The following is an 18,515-nucleotide window of genomic DNA, read 5'->3' as shown; positions in this document are numbered from 1 at the left end:
CGCAAGGACGAAGCGCATGACGACATTCCGCCCGAAATACATCACCTTCGACTGCCACGGCACGCTCATCAACTTCCAGATGGCTGAAGCTGCTTGCGATCTCTACGGTGATCGTCTTGAAGAGCCAGCCATGCTGGAATTCATCAAGAACTTTGCGGGCTACCGGGTTGACGAGATCATGGGCGCCTGGAAGCCTTACGCCGAAGTCGTCCACAATTCACTGGAGCGGACCTGCAAGCGCAATGGCGTTGCCTTCAAGGACGAGGACGCCAGGATGGTCTATGAGCGCGTGCCGACCTGGGGGCCGCATGCCGATGTTCCGGCTGGTCTTGCCAAGGTCGCCAAGGAAATTCCGCTCGTCATCCTCTCCAACGCGATGAACGACCAGATCCCGTCCAACGTCGCCAAGCTCGGCGCCCCCTTCCATGCCGTCTACACGGCCGAGCAGGCGAACGCCTACAAGCCGCGTTTCCAGGCCTTCGAATATATGTTCGACATGCTCGGCTGCGGCCCGGAAGACATTCTTCATTGCTCCTCGTCCTTCCGCTATGACCTGATGTCGGCGCATGATCTCGGCATCAAGAACAAGGTCTGGGTCAACCGTGGTCACGAGCCGGCCAATCCCTATTATGGCTATACGGAAATTGCTGACATTTCCGGCCTTGCAGGCGTCGTCGGTCTCTAACGGAAAGGCGGAAGCCGATGAAATACGTCTCCTACTGGCATGATACGGCGCCCCGTTTTACAGGCGCCGTCGAAGGGCCGATCGAAGGTCACTACGATGTCGCGGTGGTCGGCGGCGGCTTCACCGGTCTCGGCGCGGCACGGCAGCTTGCGATGGCCGGTGCCAGGGTCATCGTGCTGGAGGCGGAGATGGTCGGTTTCGGCGCATCCGGCCGCAATGGCGGACACCTGAACAATGGCCTCGCGCACAGCTATCTGTCCGCGAAGCAGGAGCTCGGCAAGGAGCGCGCGATCGCACTCTACAAGGCGCTCGACGCTTCGATCGGTACGCTGGAAGCGATCATTGCCGAAGAAGGCATAGACTGCAATTTCCGCCGCGCGGGCAAGCTGAAGCTTGCCTCCAAGCCGCAGCATTTCGAGGGATTGGCGAAGAATTTCGAGGCCGTGCATGCGGAGGTCGATCCGGATACGGCGCTTCTGTCGCCGGAAGACCTGAAACGCGAGATCGGCTCGCCCTTCCATGGCGCGATGCTGTCGAAGAAGAGCGCGATGATGCATATGGGGCGTTACGTCGTCGGTCTTGCCGAAGCCGCCAAGCGGCGTGGTGCGATCATCGTTGAAAAGGCGACCGTCGCCGACATTTCGAAATCCGCCGGTCGGCATTTGCTGAAGACCACCAGGGGTTCGGTCACCGCCGACAATGTCCTGATGGCGAGCGGCGCCTATACGACGCCGAATTTCGGCTATTTCCGCCGCCGGATCCTGGCCGTCGGCAGTTTCATCATCGCTACGCGGCCGCTGACGGATCAGGAAGTCGCCGCGACGATGCCGGGCAACCGCACCTGCGTCAACAGCCTGAATATCGGCAACTATTGGCGCCTGTCGCCGGATAATCGGCTGATCTTCGGTGGCAGGGCGCGGTTTTCGGCGACCTCGGACCAGCGCTCGGACGCCAAGAGTGGAGCCATCCTGCGCGAAAGCCTAACGCGGATCTTTCCGCAGCTTGCGCATGTCGAGATCGATTATTGCTGGGGCGGTCTGGTGGATATCACCAAGGACCGTTATCCGCGCGCCGGCTTCCATGACGGGCTCTGGTACGCGATGGGCTATTCCGGTCACGGTGCGCAGCTCTCGACCCATCTCGGCATGACGATCGCCGACGCGATTCTCGGCCGCCCGGACCGCAATCCGGTGAAGGGGCTCGAATGGCCGGCTGTGCCCGGCCATTTCGGCAAGCCTTGGTTTCTGCCTCTGGTCGGGCTCTATTACAAGATGCTCGACAAGGTTCAATAACTGGAACTTTCGTCATCATCGGAAACAAAACAAGCCGGCGCTGCGATCACAGCCTCGGCTTTTTTGTTCGTCTCTTTGGAGGCAGGCTCAGTTGAGCCCGCCCATGTGAAACGTCTTCACTTCCAGATATTCGTCGATCCCGAGCTGCGAGCCTTCGCGGCCAAGGCCGGACTGTTTGACGCCGCCGAACGGCGCGACTTCGGTCGAGATCAGGCCGGTATTGAGCCCGACCATGCCGAACTCCAGTGCCTCACCGACGCGCCATGCGCGCTTCAGGCTTTCCGTGTAGAAATAGGCGGCAAGGCCGAACGGCGTGCCATTGGCGATCGCGATCGCCTCTTCCTCAGTCTCGAAGCGGAAGAGGGGGGCGACCGGGCCGAAGGTTTCTTCGCTGGCGAGCTGCATGTCAGTCGTGGCGCCGGTCAGGACGACGGGAGCCGTATACTGGCTGCCTGCCGGCAGGTTCGGTTTCGCCGTCACGACCTTGGCGCCCTGGGCGATGGCATCCTCGACATGGCGATTGATCTTGGCGATCGCCGCCTCGTTGATCATCGGGCCGATCGAAACGCCAGCCTCCGTGCCGGGACCTACCTTCATGGCATTGACGCGGGCCGTCAGCTTTTCGGCAAACCGGTCATAGACCCCTGCCTGCACGAGGATGCGGTTGGCGCAGACGCAGGTCTGGCCGCCATTGCGGAATTTCGAGATGATCGCGCCTTCGATCGCAAGATCGAGATCGGCATCGTCGAAAACAATAAAGGGCGCATTGCCGCCGAGTTCGAGCGACAGCCTCTTGATGCTGTCGGCCGCGCCGCGCATCAGCAGCGAGCCAACCGGCGTCGAGCCGGTGAACGAGATTTTTCTGACCGTCGTATTGGCCATTATCTCGTTGCCGATCTCCTTCGGCATGCCGGTGACGATATTGACCACGCCAGCGGGAATGCCGGCCATTTCGGCAAGCACGCCAAGCGCCAGCGCCGAATAGGGCGTGAATTCCGAGGGCTTGACCACCACGGTGCAGCCTGCTGCGAGCGCCGGCGCGATTTTTCGCGTGATCATCGCGTTCGGAAAATTCCAGGGCGTGATGATGCCGCAGACACCGACCGGTTCCTTGAGCACGACGATGCGGCGGTCCGGCGTCGGCGAGGGAATGGTCGAGCCGCCGATACGGCGCGCCTCTTCCGCAAACCATTTGACGAAGGAGGCGCCGTATCGGATTTCACCGCGCGCCTCGTCCAGCGGCTTGCCCTGTTCGGTCGTCAGGATCAGCGCGAGATCTTCCAGGTACTCGTGCATCAGGCCGTACCAGGTTTCGAACAGCGCGGCACGCTCGGCATGGGTCTTCTTCTTCCACGCCGGATAGGCCTTGTTGGCGGCCTCGATCGCTGCGCGGGTCTCGTCACCGCCCATGTCGGGAACGGTGCCGATCACCGCTTGGCTGGCCGGATCGAGAACCTCGACCGTCTTGCCGGAGCCGGCGGCGACCCAGCTGCCGTCGATCAGGCCTTGCTGGCGAAACAGGGAAGGAAGCTTCAAATTTTGCATGAGTCCGGTCCTCGGGTTCAGAGCGCAGCGAGCAGGGCTGCGGTAATGGCATCTGTCTTGTCCTTGCCGGGGACCGTGCCGATACCGCTTGCGGTAACCCTCTCGATTGCCTTCATCACGGCGGCAGCTGCATCCTTTTCCCCAAGATGTTCGAGCATCATGGCGCCGGACCAGACGGTGGCGATCGGATTGGCGATGCCTAGATGGGCAATGTCAGGGGCCGAGCCATGTACTGGCTCGAACATCGACGGCGCATTACGCTCCGGATTGATATTGGCCGAGGCGGCGAAACCGAGGCCACCCTGGATCGCCGCGCCGAGATCGGTCAGGATGTCGCCGAACAGGTTGGAGGCGACCACCACGTCGAGCGTTTCCGGTGCCATCACCATGCGCGCCGCCATGGCGTCGATGTGATAGCTGGTGACCTCGACATCGGGATATTCGGCCGAAAGCTGCTTTGTCACATCATCCCAGAACACCATCGAATATTTTTGGGCATTCGACTTGGTGACCGAGGCGAGCTTCTTGCGTCGTGTACGGGCCTGCTCGAAGGCGAAGCGCAGGATGCGCTCGACGCCTTTGCGGGTGAAGATCGAGGTTTCGACGGCCACTTCATCGCCGCTGCCCTGATGGATGCGGCCGCCGGCGCCGGAATATTCGCCCTCGGTGTTTTCACGGATGCAGAGAATATCGAAGGTAGTCGTCTTCAGCGGTCCCTCGACGCCGGAAAGTAGCCGATGCGGGCGGATATTGGCATATTGGACAAAACTCTTGCGGATCGGCAGGAGCAGACCATGCAGCGAGACCGAATCCGGCACTTCGGCCGGCCAGCCGACAGCGCCGAGCAGGATGGCGTCGAAGCCGCGCAGAGTCTCGATCCCGTCCGCCGGCATCATTGCGCCGGTTTCCTTGTAGAAGGCGCAGGACCAGGGGAAATCCGTGCCTTTGAGGTCGAAGCCATGCGCATCGGCGGCTTTCTGCAGCACCGACCAGGCGGCGGAGACCATGTCGCGGCCGATACCGTCGCCGGGGATCAGGGCAATCTTGTGTGTCGTCATTTTGTCAAAAATCCTCAGAGGCTGATCAGGACGCTCTTGCTCTTGCGGTTGGCCTGGAATGCTTCCCGGCCGAGATCCTTGCCGATGCCGGACTGCTTGTAGCCGCCGGTCGGCAGGATGTGGTCGCGTGAACGGCCATAGCGGTTGACCCAGATCGTACCCGCCTGCAGCCTCCGCGTCAGGCGGATGGCGCGGGAAAGATCGCTGGTGAAGAGGCCGGCAGCAAGTCCGTAGCTCGGATGGTCGGCAAGGCTCATTCCTTCGTCTTCATCCTCGAAGGTCTGCAGGGTCAGAACGGGCCCGAAGATTTCCTCGATGACGGCCGGAGAATTCTGGTCGACGCCGGCGATCAGCGTCGGGGAATAGAAATATCCCGGCATGTCCATGGAACGCCCGCCCGTCAGGCATTCTGCACCGCCCTTAACCGAGGCGTCGATGATGTCGTCGATGCGCTGGCGCTGCCTCTCGGAAATGATCGGCGAATACTGGCTGGCCGCATCCCAGGTCGGACCTGGAACGATGCCGGCCATCTTTTTCAGGATGGCCTCGATCAGCCGGGGTGCCACGCTTTTCTCGACGATCAGGCGCGATCCGGCGACGCAGGCCTGGCCGGCATTGCTGGTGATGCTTGCCGTCACCGCTGCGGCAGCCTTGTCTATATCGGCGTCTGCGAAGACGAGCTGCGGGCTCTTGCCGCCGAGTTCCAGCGTCATCGGCTTGATGCCGGTGCGGGCGATGTTTTCCATGATCGCCGAGCCGGCGCGGGTCGAGCCGGTAAAGCTGACCTTGGCGATATCCGGATGGCCGGTGATCGCATTGCCGGTCACCATGCCGTCGCCGAGGACGATATTGATCAACCCGGCCGGAATGCCGGCCTTAACCGCGAGCTCCGCCAGCCGGATGGTCGAGAACGGCGTCATTTCGGACGGTTTCAGCACCACCGCATTGCCGGCTGCAAGCGCCGGGCCGAGCTTCCAGGCTGCCATGTTGATCGGGAAATTCCAGGGCGTGATGGCGCCGACGACACCATAGGGCTCGGTCATGATCATCCCGAGATTGCCGTCGTCGGTCGGCACGAGATCGCTGCCTTCCTTGTCGGCGAATTCCGCGAAGAAGCGGATTTGTTCGGCCGAAATACCGACGTCACCATCGACCAGATGGCCGACAGGCCGCGTAGAGGAAACGGCCTCCAGTTTTGCGAGTTCCACGGCGTTCTGTTCGATCAGATCCGCCCAGCGATGCAATGCCTTCAACCGCTCGCGCGGGCGAATTCCGCCCCAGTTGCTGTCCTTCAAGGCCTTTTTGGCCGTCTGCACGGCCTGATCGACCAGATCGGCGTCGGCGACCGGACAATCGGCATAGGCCTTGCCATCGGAGGGCCGATGCATAGGAATGACGCCGTCGGCAGTCTCGAATTTGCCTCCGATGAAATGTCCTGTTGGAAACGACAGGCTGTCAGGATCAAAACTAAGGCTCATCGGTCCATCTCCGATCATCTGACTAGAATGCTACCGTATCGGCACATCTGCGTGATCCGGTAGAGGGAGTTGGCGCGGCTGAAAAATCCGTTTTAGCCGCGCCATACGGCGTATTGTTTGGCAAGCCGCCGGATCACGCCTTGGGCGTCACGACGAGGTAGATCTTGCGTACCGTTTCGATCGTCTTCCAGGTGCCGACGAAGCCCGGCTTCATGACGAAGCTGTCACCTGCCTTATAGGTCACCGGCTCGCCATCCTTCGGCGTGATTTCCACGACGCCCGAAATGATGTGGCAGAATTCGAAGGTCGTTCCCTTGATCGAATGGGTGAGGCCGGGCGTTGCCTCCCAGACGCCGGTGCGGACGAGTTCGTCATGGGACGCGTCCTGTGCCCAGGTCTTGAATTCCGGGCTGCCGGAGATCAGCCGTTCGGCTGTCGGCTTGTCTTCCCGCGGCGCGAAGGACGGGTTGTGTTCGATGGTCTTGAGAAGCGACATTGCTGTTCCTTTAGGGTTGAGTGTTCAGTAGCCGCGTCGGCGATCGACGAGGCCTACCGGATCGAGCCCGGCGCGAAGCCGCTTGATGTTGTCCGCGACGGCCAGGGCTGCGGTCTGAGGTTGGGTGACGCTGGCGGTATAGGGCGTGATGATGATCCGCTCATGCCGCCAAAGGGGATGACCGGGCGGCAGAGGCTGCGGATCCGTGACATCGATGACTGCGCCGGACAGGTGTCCGCTGTCGAGTGCGTCCAGAAGCGCCCGGTCATCCAGTTGCGGTCCGCGCCCCACCTGAACGAGGCCGGCGCCTTTCGGCAGTTGGCGGAAAAGATCCGCATTGAGGAAGCCACGGGTTTCGTCGGTGAGGGGAAGAAGGCAGATCAGGATATCGGTTTCGGCCAGCATCGCCGTCAGGCCGGCCGGGCCGCTGAAACAACGCACTCCCTCGATCTCGCGGGCCGAGCGGCTCCATCCGGCAACCGAAAAGCCGAAAGGCTTCAATCGGTCGAAGGATGCCTGGGCCAGGCTGCCGAGCCCCAATATGCCGACCCGGCGGTCGCTCGTCTGCACCGGCGGCAGGGACTGCCAGAGCTCGGTCTTTTTCTGCTGGATATAGACAGGCAGGTTGCGGTGCAGGGCCAACACGCCGAGCGTGACATATTCCTGCATCATGCGGATGATGCCGTCCTCGATCATCCTTACGATCCGGATATGATCTGGGATCTTGGCGGCCTGGAACTGATCGACGCCGGCACCGATCGAAAAGATCACTTCCAGGTTGCGGTAGCGCGCCAGATCGGACGGGACCGTCCAGGTGATGATGTAGCGGACGGCGTCCGGATCGACCGAAGCAGCATCCATGGAAAACGGCAGGTCCGGCAGTTCGCGGGCGAAGACATCGCGAAAGACTTGGCCGCGGGCGGTGTCAGAGTTGAAGAGGAATGTCATTCTGTGCTCCGGTTCTGGGCCGTCAGGTTTCGGCTCGGCACCTGTCGCCGAGGGCTTCGATCATCGCCTGGCAGGCGGCGAGCTCGCCGGTCTCGATGAACTCGTTCGGCTTGTGCGCCTGCGCAATGTCGCCGGGTCCGCAGATGATCGCATCCATTCCCGCCCGCTGGTAAAGGCCGGCCTCGGTTCCATAGCTGACGGCGGCGAGCGGCTCACATCCCGTCAGATCCTGGAGGAGGCGGGCAAGCGGCGAACCGTGGGAAAGAAGCAGCGCCGGATAGTTGCTCAAGATCTGCCAATCGACGCCGAAACCCCTTGCCGCCAGCTTTTCGGCTGCGGCGCGCACCGGTTGAAGCAGAGTTTCCGGGTCGGCGGAGGAGATAGCGCGGGCCTCCAGTTCGATGCTGCAAAGCTCGGGAATGATGTTGACGGCCTGGCCGCCGCTGATTCTGCCGATCGAAAGCGACGAATAGGGCGGCTCGAATTCCGCCTCGAACGGGCCTTGGGCCAGCGTTGCGGCAGCCGCAACCGCGGCCTGCTGCACTTCGGTCATTGCATGGATGGCATTGAGGCCGAGATTCGGTCGGGAAGAGTGGCCGGAACGGCCCTTGAGCGTCAAACTGGCTGCGGCCTTGCCCTTATGCGCGAGGATTGCCTTCATACCGCTCGGCTCGCCGATGATGGCGCCGAGTGGAGACGTGCAGAGATCGGGCAGGCGGGCCAGCAGATGCGGCACGCCGCGGCAACCTGCTTCCTCGTCATAGGAGAAAGCGAGATGGATGGGACGGGAAAGCGGCCTGGAGACCATCGCCGGCACGGCAGCAAGGACAGCCGCCAGAAACCCCTTCATGTCACTCGTGCCGCGGCCGTAAATCCTGCCGTCTTCGATCCGCGCGCGGAAGGGATCGCTGTTCCATCCTGCTTCGGCGGCAGGCACGACGTCCATGTGGCCGGAGAGGATGTAACCTGGCCGGTCATCCGGGCCGATCGTCGCAAATAGATTTGCCCTGTCGCCGTCCGGACCGGGCAGGACATGCGCGCGGATACCGAGAGATTTGAGATAATCGGCGATCCATTCGACGACCTCGCCATTCGGCGTGCTGACGACGGACGGAAAGCCGACCAGCTTTTCCAAGATGTCCAGGGCGCGCATCGCCATCGTTTCTGCCTCCAGACAGTGTCAACTCACCTCCGCAAACCGGCTTGCGCAGAACAGGTGAACCAATCTCAAGGATCAAGGTTAGAGCGGTGCAGATGAAATGGCTGCCGAAAGCGGAGGGGATACGGTCAAATCTTGTGCTGCATCGCGCATCAGCAGTGAAATGTTCCGTCGGATGATGATTAGGATAGCCATGGGGATATCCGGGCGCATTGTCCGGAGGAGGGCGTGTCGGTTCGGCTGGATAAATGATGGATAGCGATTTACCTCGGACATTGAATGTTGATAATTTCGAGATGCGCTTCGTCGACATCGCGAATGTCGAAGTTTCACAGTTGCAGGCATTGTCGATTTCCGTCGGCTGGCCGCACCGGGCGGCCGACTGGCAGCATCTGCTTGATATCGGCAAGGGCTATGTGGCGCTGGACGAAATCGGCCGGGTCGGTGCCTCTGCCATGTGGTTTCCCCATGGCGAAAGCTTCGCTACCTTTGGAATGCTGGTCACATCACCCAGGCTGCAGGCCAATGGCGCGGCCAAATGGCTGATGCAGCGGATCATGACCGATTGCGGTCACGACTGTCTGCGACTGAACTCCACGCGCGAAGCCCGTCGGCTTTATGTCTCGCTCGGCTTCATCCCCAAGGGCACGGTGTATCAGTGCCAAGGAACCGCAATTGCGCCGGCGCCGATTGCGCCAATCGAGGCTGGGCTTGCCCTGCGACGGCTCGACCGCGGCGATCTGGAAGCGATCATCGCGCTCGACGCACCGGCTTTCGGTGCCGCTCGCCGCCAGCATCTCCTACGGCTATTCGACAGTTCCATCACCTATGGTCTTTACGAGGGCGACAAGCTGCGTGCCTATTCGATGCGCCGCCGTTTCGGGCGCGGGCATGTCGTCGGCCCGGTGGTTGCCATTTGCGATGGCGATGCGATCCGGGTCACCCACCCGCATGTCGCCGCCCATGTCGGCGGCTTCCTGCGCATCGACACGCATTTGGACAACGGCGCCTTTGCATCCTTCGTCCAGCAATGCGGCCTCGGTGTCCACAATACGGTAATGACGATGGTGACCCGGGAAGAAGCCGTTTACGGCATGGGGCTCGACGGCGGCCCGATTATCTATGCCTTGGCCTCGCATTCTCTCGGCTGACTGTTTGTATCGCCTCTGGTCAATTTCCTGGATTTCGTTTGGCATTTAATCGTAAGAATGCGTGCCACGGAAATAACGTAATCCCTCGGGGCTGAGGATACCCTCCAATCGGCCTTCGCGAACCTTGACGAAGCTGGGTTTGCTCTCCGGGCGCGGCCCTGAGTGCACCGTCTATCCGCCAGGATAGACGGTCGCGGTTTGCGCAAAGGCGCGCCGATCTGTGAGAAACAGAAGGGTGCTTGCAGCGGCGCTCTCCAATATCTGACGTCTATTCAGCATACCGAGCCTCCTGTTTCAGGTTGAGTTCGTCCGTGTGGGTCCGCATTCGCCCCTCAACCAGGCCCAGAGGGTCTAGGAGTACTTTGGGCAGGGTTCAGAGCGGCGAACTTGCCGACTATGGTTTTGAGCTTGGACGCCCAGGGATGTGGCTCAGGATTGATTTTGAAAAGCCACCGTCGACGCAGAGGTCTTGACCGGTGATGTAAGCTGCAAGCGGACTTATCAGGAACTCGATTGCGTTTGCTATATCTTTGGGATCCCCGATTCTCGACAGCGGGATCAGAGCCTCTCTTGCACTCTTGATCGCTGGATCGGCGTACATCTTTTCAGTCATTGGCGTGTGGGTCATCCCCGGCGAGACGATGTTCGAACGAATGCCATCTGGCGCCCATTCCAAGGCGAGGGTTTTCGCAAGCATGGTCAGCCCCGCTTTGCTTGGACTATAGGCTCCTGACCCGGCATGAGGTACCTGTCCCGACATTGACGATGTGAAGCACGCCGCACCCCGACTCTGCTTCAGATGCGGGTAGCAGTATTTGGCTAAAAGCCACGCTCCGCGAAGGTTGACCGCGAACATGTTATCCCAATCGGCAACCGACAAGTCACAAATATTTCCTGGGCTTGCTACGCCGGCATTGGCGACCAGAGCGTCCAGGCCGCCGAATTCCGATACTGCGGTTTCCACAAGGCCCGGGACCACATCGACATTGCCCAGGTCGCCCGATAGCGCGATAGCATCGCCTCCCAACGCGCGCACCGAACGTGCAACGTCCTCCTGCCCTTCGGATGAACCCAGACCACAAACGGCGATCTGAGCACGCTCGCCCCTTGCTGCAGCCGCTTCTGCGATACGAATACAAACCGCTGCGCCAATCCCGCGGCTTCCGCCACTAACTAAGACTTTCATGGACGTTTCTCCAACTGTTGTTACAGAATAATATGGAATTGATTTCCATATCGCAATACGATTCTAGATGAGCTGCGACAATGTCTAGCCGCACTGGCGCGCCGGCGTCTAACCAGAGGGTCCCGAAACGTTCGCGCACATTCTTATGGCTAGGGGTATCCACTGCTTCAGATGGTTTCCGGGCAAGCTTTCTCTCCTTCAAACGCGGATTTCGCGCGCCCAGCGTGGTCGCGAAACGGGCTTCATCAATCGAGGCGCCAGCCCCTCTTTTTGAGTTCCTGCAGCGCGTTGTTGACTTCCAGCAGTGGTTCTTCTTCGCGAATGATCTCGAGAACGACGCGGTCGACACTAAAAACTGAGTCGACGGCGCGTCCCAGTCCCACGAAATCTATGATGCCTGTGCCGATTGGATCATGGCCCCACACGTCCGTGCCCGTATCCGAAATGTGCACGAGACCTATGTGAGCGTGATGCGATTGAAGGCTGGCTACCGGATCCTCGCCGATATAGGCAGCGTTTGCGACATCGTAGACGATACTCAGGTTTTCGCTTCTGATTTCCTCAACGAGGCTGACGAGCTCACCGATCGTCGGCCTGAAGCAATATGGCGTGTTCTCCATGAGAAGACGCACGCCGGCTTGCTTGGCAACGGGCAGGAGCACATCAAGGCTCTCAGATAGCCATCCAAGGGCTTGCGGAATTGTTGGAGAAATCATCGGACGTCGCGTTCCCGGGGAAATTACGACGTCGGTTACCCCCCAATCGACCGCCAGTTGGATGACGTCCTTAATATGGTCAGTACTTTTACGCCTCATATTTGCGCCTGGGCTGGCGAGGTTGATATCGTATCCCCCAGCATTCAGCGACCTGACGCTCGCCCCGTTGTCCTGAAGTTGCTTTCTCGCGTCCGAACGCGAACTTTTCGACATCTCGTCCGGCCAGCAGTGGGGGGAACTCACGGGAACTTCAAATACCGAAAAGCCATGGCTGATGAGTTCAGACATCGCCTCTATCGCAGTGGATTTCCAAAGGTAGGAAAAAGTGTTGATGATCATTGACGTCTCCTAGTCGTTTTCAGCGCGACATCTAGGCAATGTTGAAATTGACACTCAGGGAGTGCGTGGAACGTTTGGAAGCCTGGAGGAGCAATATCTCGTGCCGGCGGCGAACGAGAACTAAGCTCGTATAAAGAGCATTCAACTGCATTGCCTCAGGCACCTTTCGGCATGTTTGAAAGACTTATGACAGCGCGAAATCCAGCAAAACGTACTCGCCCAGTTGGATGGATACATCGCCCGGATCGGGAACTTCGAGTGCGCCACAGAGGCTTCCCGTCGTGATAACCGAGCCCGCTTTGAGCACTTCGGCAGGCCTCGATCGATTGTTCGCGTACTCGCAGAGCCAGGTGAGCACATCCTTCGTCGGATGATTTCCAGCGGCGTCGAAAGCGAGTTGCTTGTTGAGCCAGAGCTTAAGGGGGAAAGCCGAACCAGGGTGAAGAGCCGCCACGGTCAGGACTGGCCCTTTTACGTAACCGACGTTTCCCAAGCGGTCCGCCAGGAAGGCCGGGAAGGAAATGTTGGCGCCTTCCGAAATGCCACTCCAAACCAGTTCCGCACCAAGGTACACATTTGAAATTGCGGCCTCGATGTCGGCTCGGTGATAGGATGTGTCGACCCGGACAGGAAGATCCTGGCAAAGCTCCACGGCAATTTCTATCTCGATTTTCATGCCTTTTCGCCATGCAATGACCGCATCGGAAGGATCATCGAAGTATGGATGAAGTGGAGCGACAACAGGTTCGCCCTCGGGCGATTTGGCCACTTTCCACGCAGGGACGTCTGCTCCCTCGAGTTTCGACAGTTGCCTCTGCACCTCTTTTGCGTCCTCAAGCGCTGTCGGCACAGACACGAGTTGATCCGTCGGAATTTGGCTTGCATCACTACGGAGCCTGCGCAGCTGATGAGCCAGTGCAATCAGGTCAGATGCTGTTAAAGTGAGGGACATGTCCTACCTCTTGAACGGCTGCGCTCGAAAGACGGAAGGGTCGGGATCATCCGATGGTGACCGCATCGACAAAAGCGCGTTTCGCGGAGAATTGCTGTTCTTCAGGGCGTGGCGCTCTTTGCGACGCCCTGAAGAATTCGACGGTGCTCGTTAGGAAACCCGCTTGATCCGCTCGCGGAACCGTTCCGTCCCTTGCTGAATATGATCCAACAGATCCATGACTGCCCAGTGCCGCTCGGCAATGTCATAATCTGTCACGCGAGAATGGACGCTCTCGAACGTGCCAAGACGCTTGTGCCAAACCTTGGCAAGACCGGGATAGCCCATCGGCTCGGCCATCGCCGCCAGCGCCAGGAAATTTTCCAGATCGCGGCGCAGATCGCTGTCTTCGGCAGCATGCTTGTAGAGCCAAGCGTAGAGGTCGGGGTGGATATTGGTGAAGACGCCAGAAAAGCCTTTCGAACCTGCGCGCATGGCGGCTGCTGCTATGGCGGCGTTGGCGTTAATAATTGCAAAGCCGGAGTCGCCGGAGAGCGCGACGCGCCGCTTGACCGTTTCGAGGTCGCAGGAGACATCCTTCAGCGTTACGAAGCGGCCGGTGTCGCGGCACAGTTTGAACTCGTCATCGCTCAAGAGACGGCGATAGGGTGCCGGGCATTCGTACAGACCGAGGGGTAGGTCGCTGGGAAGCCAACTCAAGATCGCGTCGAGGCTGGAGCGAAATGCTACGGTTCCTTCATTCATTGTGTCGAGCCTGTTGCTGACAAGGACAAGCGCGTCGATCCCTGTCTTGGCCATCGCCTCCAGTTCGGCGCGCTGGTCATCCCGGCTCTCGCTGATATGTCCTGATGAGATGACCGCTACGCGCCCGGCAGCCAACGAGACGACTTTTCTGGAAAGCTCAACTCGCTCCTCCAGTGACAATTTCTGCATCTCGCTCGACTGGCAGACGGCGAAGAGAGTGTCTGCACCGTTTGTGATATACCATTCAACAAGTCGTTCGAGACCTTCCCAGTCAATCCGGTTATCCGGGGTGAACGGGGTAAGCATGACGGGAACGATGCCCTGGGCTTGGATTTTCATGATGTAATCTCTCGCTCTTTCTGAGAATGTTTAAAGCGCAGTTCCTGCCGGCAGACCTGCGGCAAAACCCGCCATCAGGCGGACCTGCGCGAGCAGCATGTCATTGCCGTCAGATACCGTTGCACCGGCTGCCCTGGCGGCGGCCAATAGGGCCGTTTCCTCACTTAAACTAGCGATATCGGCAACAAGCATCTCTGGCCGTATCGCGGCTTCCGGCATAGGAAATTTGCTATTTCCCTTCACGCCGATGGGAGATGCATTGATGACGATATCGTAATCCCACCCTGCCGACCCATCGACCGCAACCGCGCATTCTTCACCGCAGAAACTATTGATCATCGCGGCGGTAAAGGCGACGGATTCAGCCGAGAGATCCATTAGATGGATCTTCCTGACACCTTCTTCCGCGAGTGCAAACGCGATAGTCCGGCCAGCCCCACCAGTTCCGACAATCAGCACACGAGCGCCGCGCAACCGCACCTTCTCCTCTCCGAGACCGTTAACGAAACCCACACCGTCAAAGAGCGCGCCGTTCATCAGGCCGTCTTCTCCGCGTTGGACGCAATTGACGGCACCGACAGCCTTCGCCGTGGGCGTGAGCGTTGAGCATCTCTTGGCTGCCGCAACTTTATGAGGGATCGTGGTGCTGATACCGCAGAGGTTGGGGATAGCAGAGAAGATATCCCACGTCGCAGCGAAACGTTCCGCGGTGATTAGGAATGGTACCGCGTAGATGTTGACCCCGGCGTCCGCGAAGATCGGGTTAATAAGACGCGGCGTTTGAACCTGATGTATAGGGTCGCCAAACACAGCGTACACACGCGAGTTTCCATCAAGGTTGGGAATGTTTACTTGCATGATTTCATTCCGGGCTGAAACAGGCTGCGGCAGCGATCGATCGCGATATCCATCACCTCCGCGGGGTCGCGAGACCACCATTCGGTAGAGAAGATTTCCACCTCGACTGTGCCCGTGTATCCGGCACTTCGGACCATCGAGTAGATGCCGCGCAGGTCTATGATCCCATCTCCCATCATGCCTCGATCGGTCAGGAGATGCCGCGTAGGGATGAGCCAGTCATTGACATGAAAACCAAGGAGCCGGCCTGCGTCGCCTGCGCGCTGGATCTCGGCTGCCAGTCTTTCGTCCCACCAGCAATGGTAGACATCGATGACGACTCCGATACCCGGGCCCAACGCGTCGCAAATAGAGTTTGCGTGCGAGAGACTGGAAATGAGGGTTCGGTCACCGGTGACCATAGGATGAAGTGGCTCAATGGCGAGTTTCACTCCGATCTTGCGTGCGATGTCCAGCACTTTGCCGATTGAATCCTCGGTCCTTCGTCTTGCTGAACTCAAATCCTTTTCATTGTCTCGCAAGCCCCCGGTAAACAGGAAGACATGATCAGCCTCAAATCTGGCGGCCCGCTCGAGCTCTTCCTCGGCCCGGTCAAGAGAACCCGCTGCCAACGGTCCAACACGATTGTATCCAGAGACCGTCATTCCGAAATCGTGCAAAACAGAGAGCGCGTCATTTTCGCCGACCTTGGCAATTTCGTCTCCCCATATGGAAACGGTCTGCAGTCCTCGCTCCGCGCTCAGTCGAAGAAAGGTCAACATATCTGCTCTCTCGCGGACAGTCGCGTGGTTGAAGACAATGTTAGTCATCGGCCCCTTCTCAGTTCTTAAATATCGATGGTTCTCAGACCGGGGCGAGGGGGGTGCTCGGTATCAGGATCACGTTTGCCCTTTAGCAAACGGGCGAGCTTTCCGGCTGATACCGAAGCCCCGTCGCAGTCAGATTAAATTAGCAACCTTTGCGCCGTGACGACGTACCTCTGGCACGAGCCACGGAGAAACGTAGCCCCGGTCGGCTTCCTCGACGAGCACACCCGGGGGAACAAGTGCGTCGATCTGGTCAAGCGTCGCCGGCTGAAGGACGGCTTCAAAACCGGCCTCCATGGCTTCAAATTGCTCGATTGTGCGAGGGCCAAGGATCACAGACGTCACAGCGGCGTGCGCGAGTGGGAATGCCTGCGCCATGTGCATAAGAGACATACCTGCCTCGGTTGCGACGCGCTCAAGTTCCGGAAGCAAATCCAGTTTGCGCCTATTACCCTCGCGTGTCATGTCGAAGCGGGTTTGCAGGATCGGGTAGTGGTGTCCCCACTGTCCTTTTACGCGCTCGGCCCTGGAGCTTGACGGCGTTGCGCCATCGGCTTTGTATTTTCCAGTTAACCAGCCGCCGTTCAGCGGGCTCCAGGCGGTGAAACCCATACGGTAATGTTGAACGGCGGGCAGGGTCTCTCTCTCCGCGGCGCGCTGAAAGATCGAATAGGGTGAGCTTTCGTTGATGAATCGTGCAATCTTATTCGATCGGCTTACCGATAGCGTCTCTGCGAGGTACCAGCTTGGCAATGTTGAGGAGCCGATGTACCGAACTTTGCCTTGAGTAACCAGGTCACTGAGAGCGCCGAGGGTTTCCTCGAGATCAGTCTGCAGGTCGGGTCGATGAAATTGATAAAGATCGATATGGTCGGTGTTTAGCCTTCGCAGGCTGTTTTCGATCTGCTTCATAATCCAGTAGCGGGAGCCGCCTTGCTCGTTGCGCCCTTCGCCGGCCGCCAAGCGAAACTTCGTCGCAAGCACCACTTTGTCGCGGCGGCCGGCAATCGCTTTACCGACGATCTCTTCGGATTCTCCATGAGAGTAGGTGTCAGCGGTGTCGATGAAGTTGATGCCGCGATCAAGAGCTCGGTGCAAAATGTTTATGCACTCGTTTTCGTCTGTGTTCCCATCTGATCCGTAGCTCATGGTACCGAGCATGTACTCGCTGACTTGAACTCCGGTTCTTCCAAGAAAACGATACCTCATAACGGGTGCCTCTCTTTGTTTGTATTCGGCTCAATCCGAAGAAAGCTCGTGCGCATCCGCGATCGCAGGGCGCAATAATGCCGTCCGCTCTTCAACCTTGAAAAAGCGAAAATTCGGAAGCCGGAACCACTAATTCGAGCGTCGCCGATTTGACGACGTCAGGGGTTGTCGTGTTGTGACAGGGGGCTGGATGGAGCAGCCAAGCCGGATCCATCCAGTGTCTTATTTCAAGCCAAGGTCATTTACTGTGCCTTAGCGAGCGCCGCGTTGTACCGCTCGATCAGCTCATCGTAGGCGTCCGCCGGCGATCCGTCTTTCAGGATCATTCTCTGGAATGCTTCGCCGAGAATGGTGTGATAGGTCGAGAGGATCGGTGTATACTCAACGGTTTGACCACGCTGTCCGACAAGATCAGCCCATTGCTTCTGATCCTTGCCGGCGTCGGTCTGGAAGTATGGCGCAGTGTATGCGGTCTTGCGTGAAACGACTTCACCACCCTCGGCTGCGAGAGCCTGAGCTTCCGGAGACACCATGTACTTCACGAAAGTCCAGGCGGCATCCTTATTGGCGGTCTTCTTGTTGATCGCAATATTATAACTGTAGACCGTCTGTTTGTCGCTGGCCGCATACCCAGGCGAAGGTGCCCAGGCCAGATCGTCACCGCCCCCTTGTTGCTGCACAGTTTTGTAGCGATAAACGCCGAACACCGCTGTCGCGGCGCTGCCGGAACGAAGCGCGTCGTGCAACTCATTGAACCCCATCTGAGCGCTGCGAAGCGGAGTGACCTTGCACTTCGTGTAGAAGTCTTTGATGGTTTGTGCTGCCTTGATGAAAGACTCCTTCGAGAAAGCAATCTTTCCGTCAGGTGTGAAATACTTACCGCCATTTCCCGGTAACATTGAACTGAGGAAAAATTCTCCGAGGCTTTGAGCACCCCCGAGGCCGCCGGTGGCGCCCAACGGAACGGCGAACGTGATCGTATCCGACTGGCCGAACTTGGCGCCTAGTGCACACACTTCATCCCAGGTGGCCGGCGGCTTGACCCCGGCCTTCTCCAACATGCTCTTGCGATAGAAGAGGATTGGAATACGGAAGTCCTGGGGAAGAGCATAAAGCTTCCCGGCAACCTTGGTGCCCGACAGCGGCAGGAGCCAATCCCCATCCGGAATGCCGTCCTTCTTCACCAGATCATCGAGCTCGAGGAGATTGCCGGTGGCAGCGAATTCGGAAACCGCGAAGCCGACGACGCGGATCACATCTGGGGTTTGGGCGCCGGATTTGATGGCGCGAGCTGCAGCTCCCCCGGTCGGATCAACAAGAAGTTCGATCTTGATGTCAGGGTTCTTCGCCTGAAAAGCATCGATCATCTTGGTCTGAGCAGCAGACCGGGGATCCTTCGAATTGTTCGGATCCAGGAACGTCTGGTAAATGATCTTCGTGCTCTGGGCAAAAGCTTGCGGAGCAGCGAAAGCGAAGATGGCGGTCCCAATTGCCAGCGCCGCGGACGATTTGATGATTTTCCGTTTCGATATGGTTTGCATGCGTCTTCCTCCC

17 protein-coding genes are annotated in these 18,515 nt (G+C 59.1%); 3 read left to right on the top strand and 14 right to left on the bottom strand.

From position 1 onward, the window contains the following. The first annotated feature begins 16 nt into the window (after positions 1-16). Together J2X76_RS25110 and J2X76_RS25105 are read left to right on the top strand one after the other, a co-directional pair. Positions 17-685, top strand: coding sequence for a haloacid dehalogenase type II (locus J2X76_RS25110; protein ID WP_310220202.1), 669 nt, complete (start codon positions 17-19; stop codon positions 683-685). Between the two features lie 17 nt (positions 686-702). Continuing rightward, on the top strand, positions 703-1,977 hold the full coding sequence (locus J2X76_RS25105) for an FAD-binding oxidoreductase (protein WP_310220201.1): 1,275 nt from the start codon (positions 703-705) through the stop codon (positions 1,975-1,977). A gap of 87 nt (positions 1,978-2,064) precedes the next feature. Here the strand turns inward: J2X76_RS25105 and J2X76_RS25100 are convergent, their stop codons facing one another. The 6 genes from J2X76_RS25100 to argE form a co-directional block, all read right to left on the bottom strand. Further along, on the bottom strand, positions 2,065-3,522 hold the full coding sequence (locus J2X76_RS25100; RefSeq protein WP_310220200.1) for an NAD-dependent succinate-semialdehyde dehydrogenase: 1,458 nt from the start codon (positions 3,520-3,522) through the stop codon (positions 2,065-2,067). 17 nt (positions 3,523-3,539) lie between these two features. Next, complete coding sequence (locus J2X76_RS25095) at positions 3,540-4,580, bottom strand: tartrate dehydrogenase (RefSeq protein ID WP_310220199.1); 1,041 nt, start codon at positions 4,578-4,580, stop codon at positions 3,540-3,542. A gap of 14 nt (positions 4,581-4,594) precedes the next feature. Further along, positions 4,595-6,058 (bottom strand): aldehyde dehydrogenase family protein, encoded by a 1,464-nt coding sequence (locus tag J2X76_RS25090; RefSeq protein ID WP_310220198.1) that lies wholly within the window; start codon positions 6,056-6,058, stop codon positions 4,595-4,597. A gap of 133 nt (positions 6,059-6,191) precedes the next feature. Then, on the bottom strand, positions 6,192-6,554 hold the full coding sequence (locus J2X76_RS25085) for a cupin domain-containing protein (protein ID WP_113127449.1): 363 nt from the start codon (positions 6,552-6,554) through the stop codon (positions 6,192-6,194). 24 nt (positions 6,555-6,578) lie between these two features. Then, on the bottom strand, positions 6,579-7,502 hold the full coding sequence (locus tag J2X76_RS25080; RefSeq protein ID WP_310220196.1) for a glyoxylate/hydroxypyruvate reductase A: 924 nt from the start codon (positions 7,500-7,502) through the stop codon (positions 6,579-6,581). Positions 7,503-7,524: 22 nt separating this feature from the next. Then, positions 7,525-8,655, bottom strand: a complete 1,131-nt coding sequence (gene argE / locus J2X76_RS25075; RefSeq protein WP_310220356.1) for an acetylornithine deacetylase — start codon at positions 8,653-8,655, stop codon at positions 7,525-7,527. Between the two features lie 302 nt (positions 8,656-8,957). Between argE and J2X76_RS25070 the strand changes: the two genes are divergently transcribed. Beyond that, on the top strand, positions 8,958-9,812 hold the full coding sequence (locus J2X76_RS25070; protein ID WP_310220194.1) for a GNAT family N-acetyltransferase: 855 nt from the start codon (positions 8,958-8,960) through the stop codon (positions 9,810-9,812). Positions 9,813-10,206: 394 nt separating this feature from the next. Here the strand turns inward: J2X76_RS25070 and J2X76_RS25065 are convergent, their stop codons facing one another. The 8 genes from J2X76_RS25065 to J2X76_RS25030 form a co-directional block, all read right to left on the bottom strand. Continuing rightward, positions 10,207-10,998: an SDR family oxidoreductase gene (locus J2X76_RS25065; RefSeq protein ID WP_310220192.1), complete on the bottom strand. Its 792-nt coding sequence runs from the start codon at positions 10,996-10,998 to the stop codon at positions 10,207-10,209. 245 nt (positions 10,999-11,243) lie between these two features. Next, on the bottom strand, positions 11,244-12,053 hold the full coding sequence (locus J2X76_RS25060) for a sugar phosphate isomerase/epimerase family protein (protein WP_310220190.1): 810 nt from the start codon (positions 12,051-12,053) through the stop codon (positions 11,244-11,246). A gap of 184 nt (positions 12,054-12,237) precedes the next feature. Beyond that, a complete protein-coding gene (locus J2X76_RS25055; RefSeq protein WP_310220188.1) occupies positions 12,238-13,005 on the bottom strand; it encodes a 2-keto-4-pentenoate hydratase in 768 nt (255 codons plus the stop codon). A gap of 150 nt (positions 13,006-13,155) precedes the next feature. Next, a complete protein-coding gene (locus J2X76_RS25050) occupies positions 13,156-14,088 on the bottom strand; it encodes a dihydrodipicolinate synthase family protein (protein ID WP_310220186.1) in 933 nt (310 codons plus the stop codon). 30 nt (positions 14,089-14,118) lie between these two features. Continuing rightward, positions 14,119-14,946, bottom strand: a complete 828-nt coding sequence (locus J2X76_RS25045) for a shikimate dehydrogenase (RefSeq protein WP_310220184.1) — start codon at positions 14,944-14,946, stop codon at positions 14,119-14,121. Continuing rightward, the gene (locus tag J2X76_RS25040; RefSeq protein WP_310220183.1) at positions 14,937-15,755 is read right to left on the bottom strand and encodes a sugar phosphate isomerase/epimerase family protein; all 819 of its coding nucleotides are present in this window, start codon (positions 15,753-15,755) and stop codon (positions 14,937-14,939) included. Before J2X76_RS25040 ends, J2X76_RS25045 begins: the two co-directional genes overlap by 10 nt. Positions 15,756-15,884: 129 nt before the next feature. Beyond that, positions 15,885-16,913 carry an aldo/keto reductase gene (locus J2X76_RS25035; RefSeq protein WP_310220181.1) on the bottom strand — a complete coding sequence of 343 codons (1,029 nt, stop codon included), beginning with the start codon at positions 16,911-16,913 and terminating at the stop codon, positions 15,885-15,887. A 290-nt stretch (positions 16,914-17,203) separates the two neighbouring features. Beyond that, positions 17,204-18,502, bottom strand: a complete 1,299-nt coding sequence (locus tag J2X76_RS25030) for a sugar ABC transporter substrate-binding protein (protein ID WP_310220180.1) — start codon at positions 18,500-18,502, stop codon at positions 17,204-17,206. Positions 18,503-18,515: the final 13 nt, after the last annotated feature.

The organism is Neorhizobium sp. 2083, assembly GCF_031455615.1.
Lineage (GTDB): Bacteria > Pseudomonadota > Alphaproteobacteria > Rhizobiales > Rhizobiaceae > Neorhizobium.
Note: the sequence above shows the minus strand (reverse complement) of the source record. Positions and strands in the feature narration are given on the sequence as shown.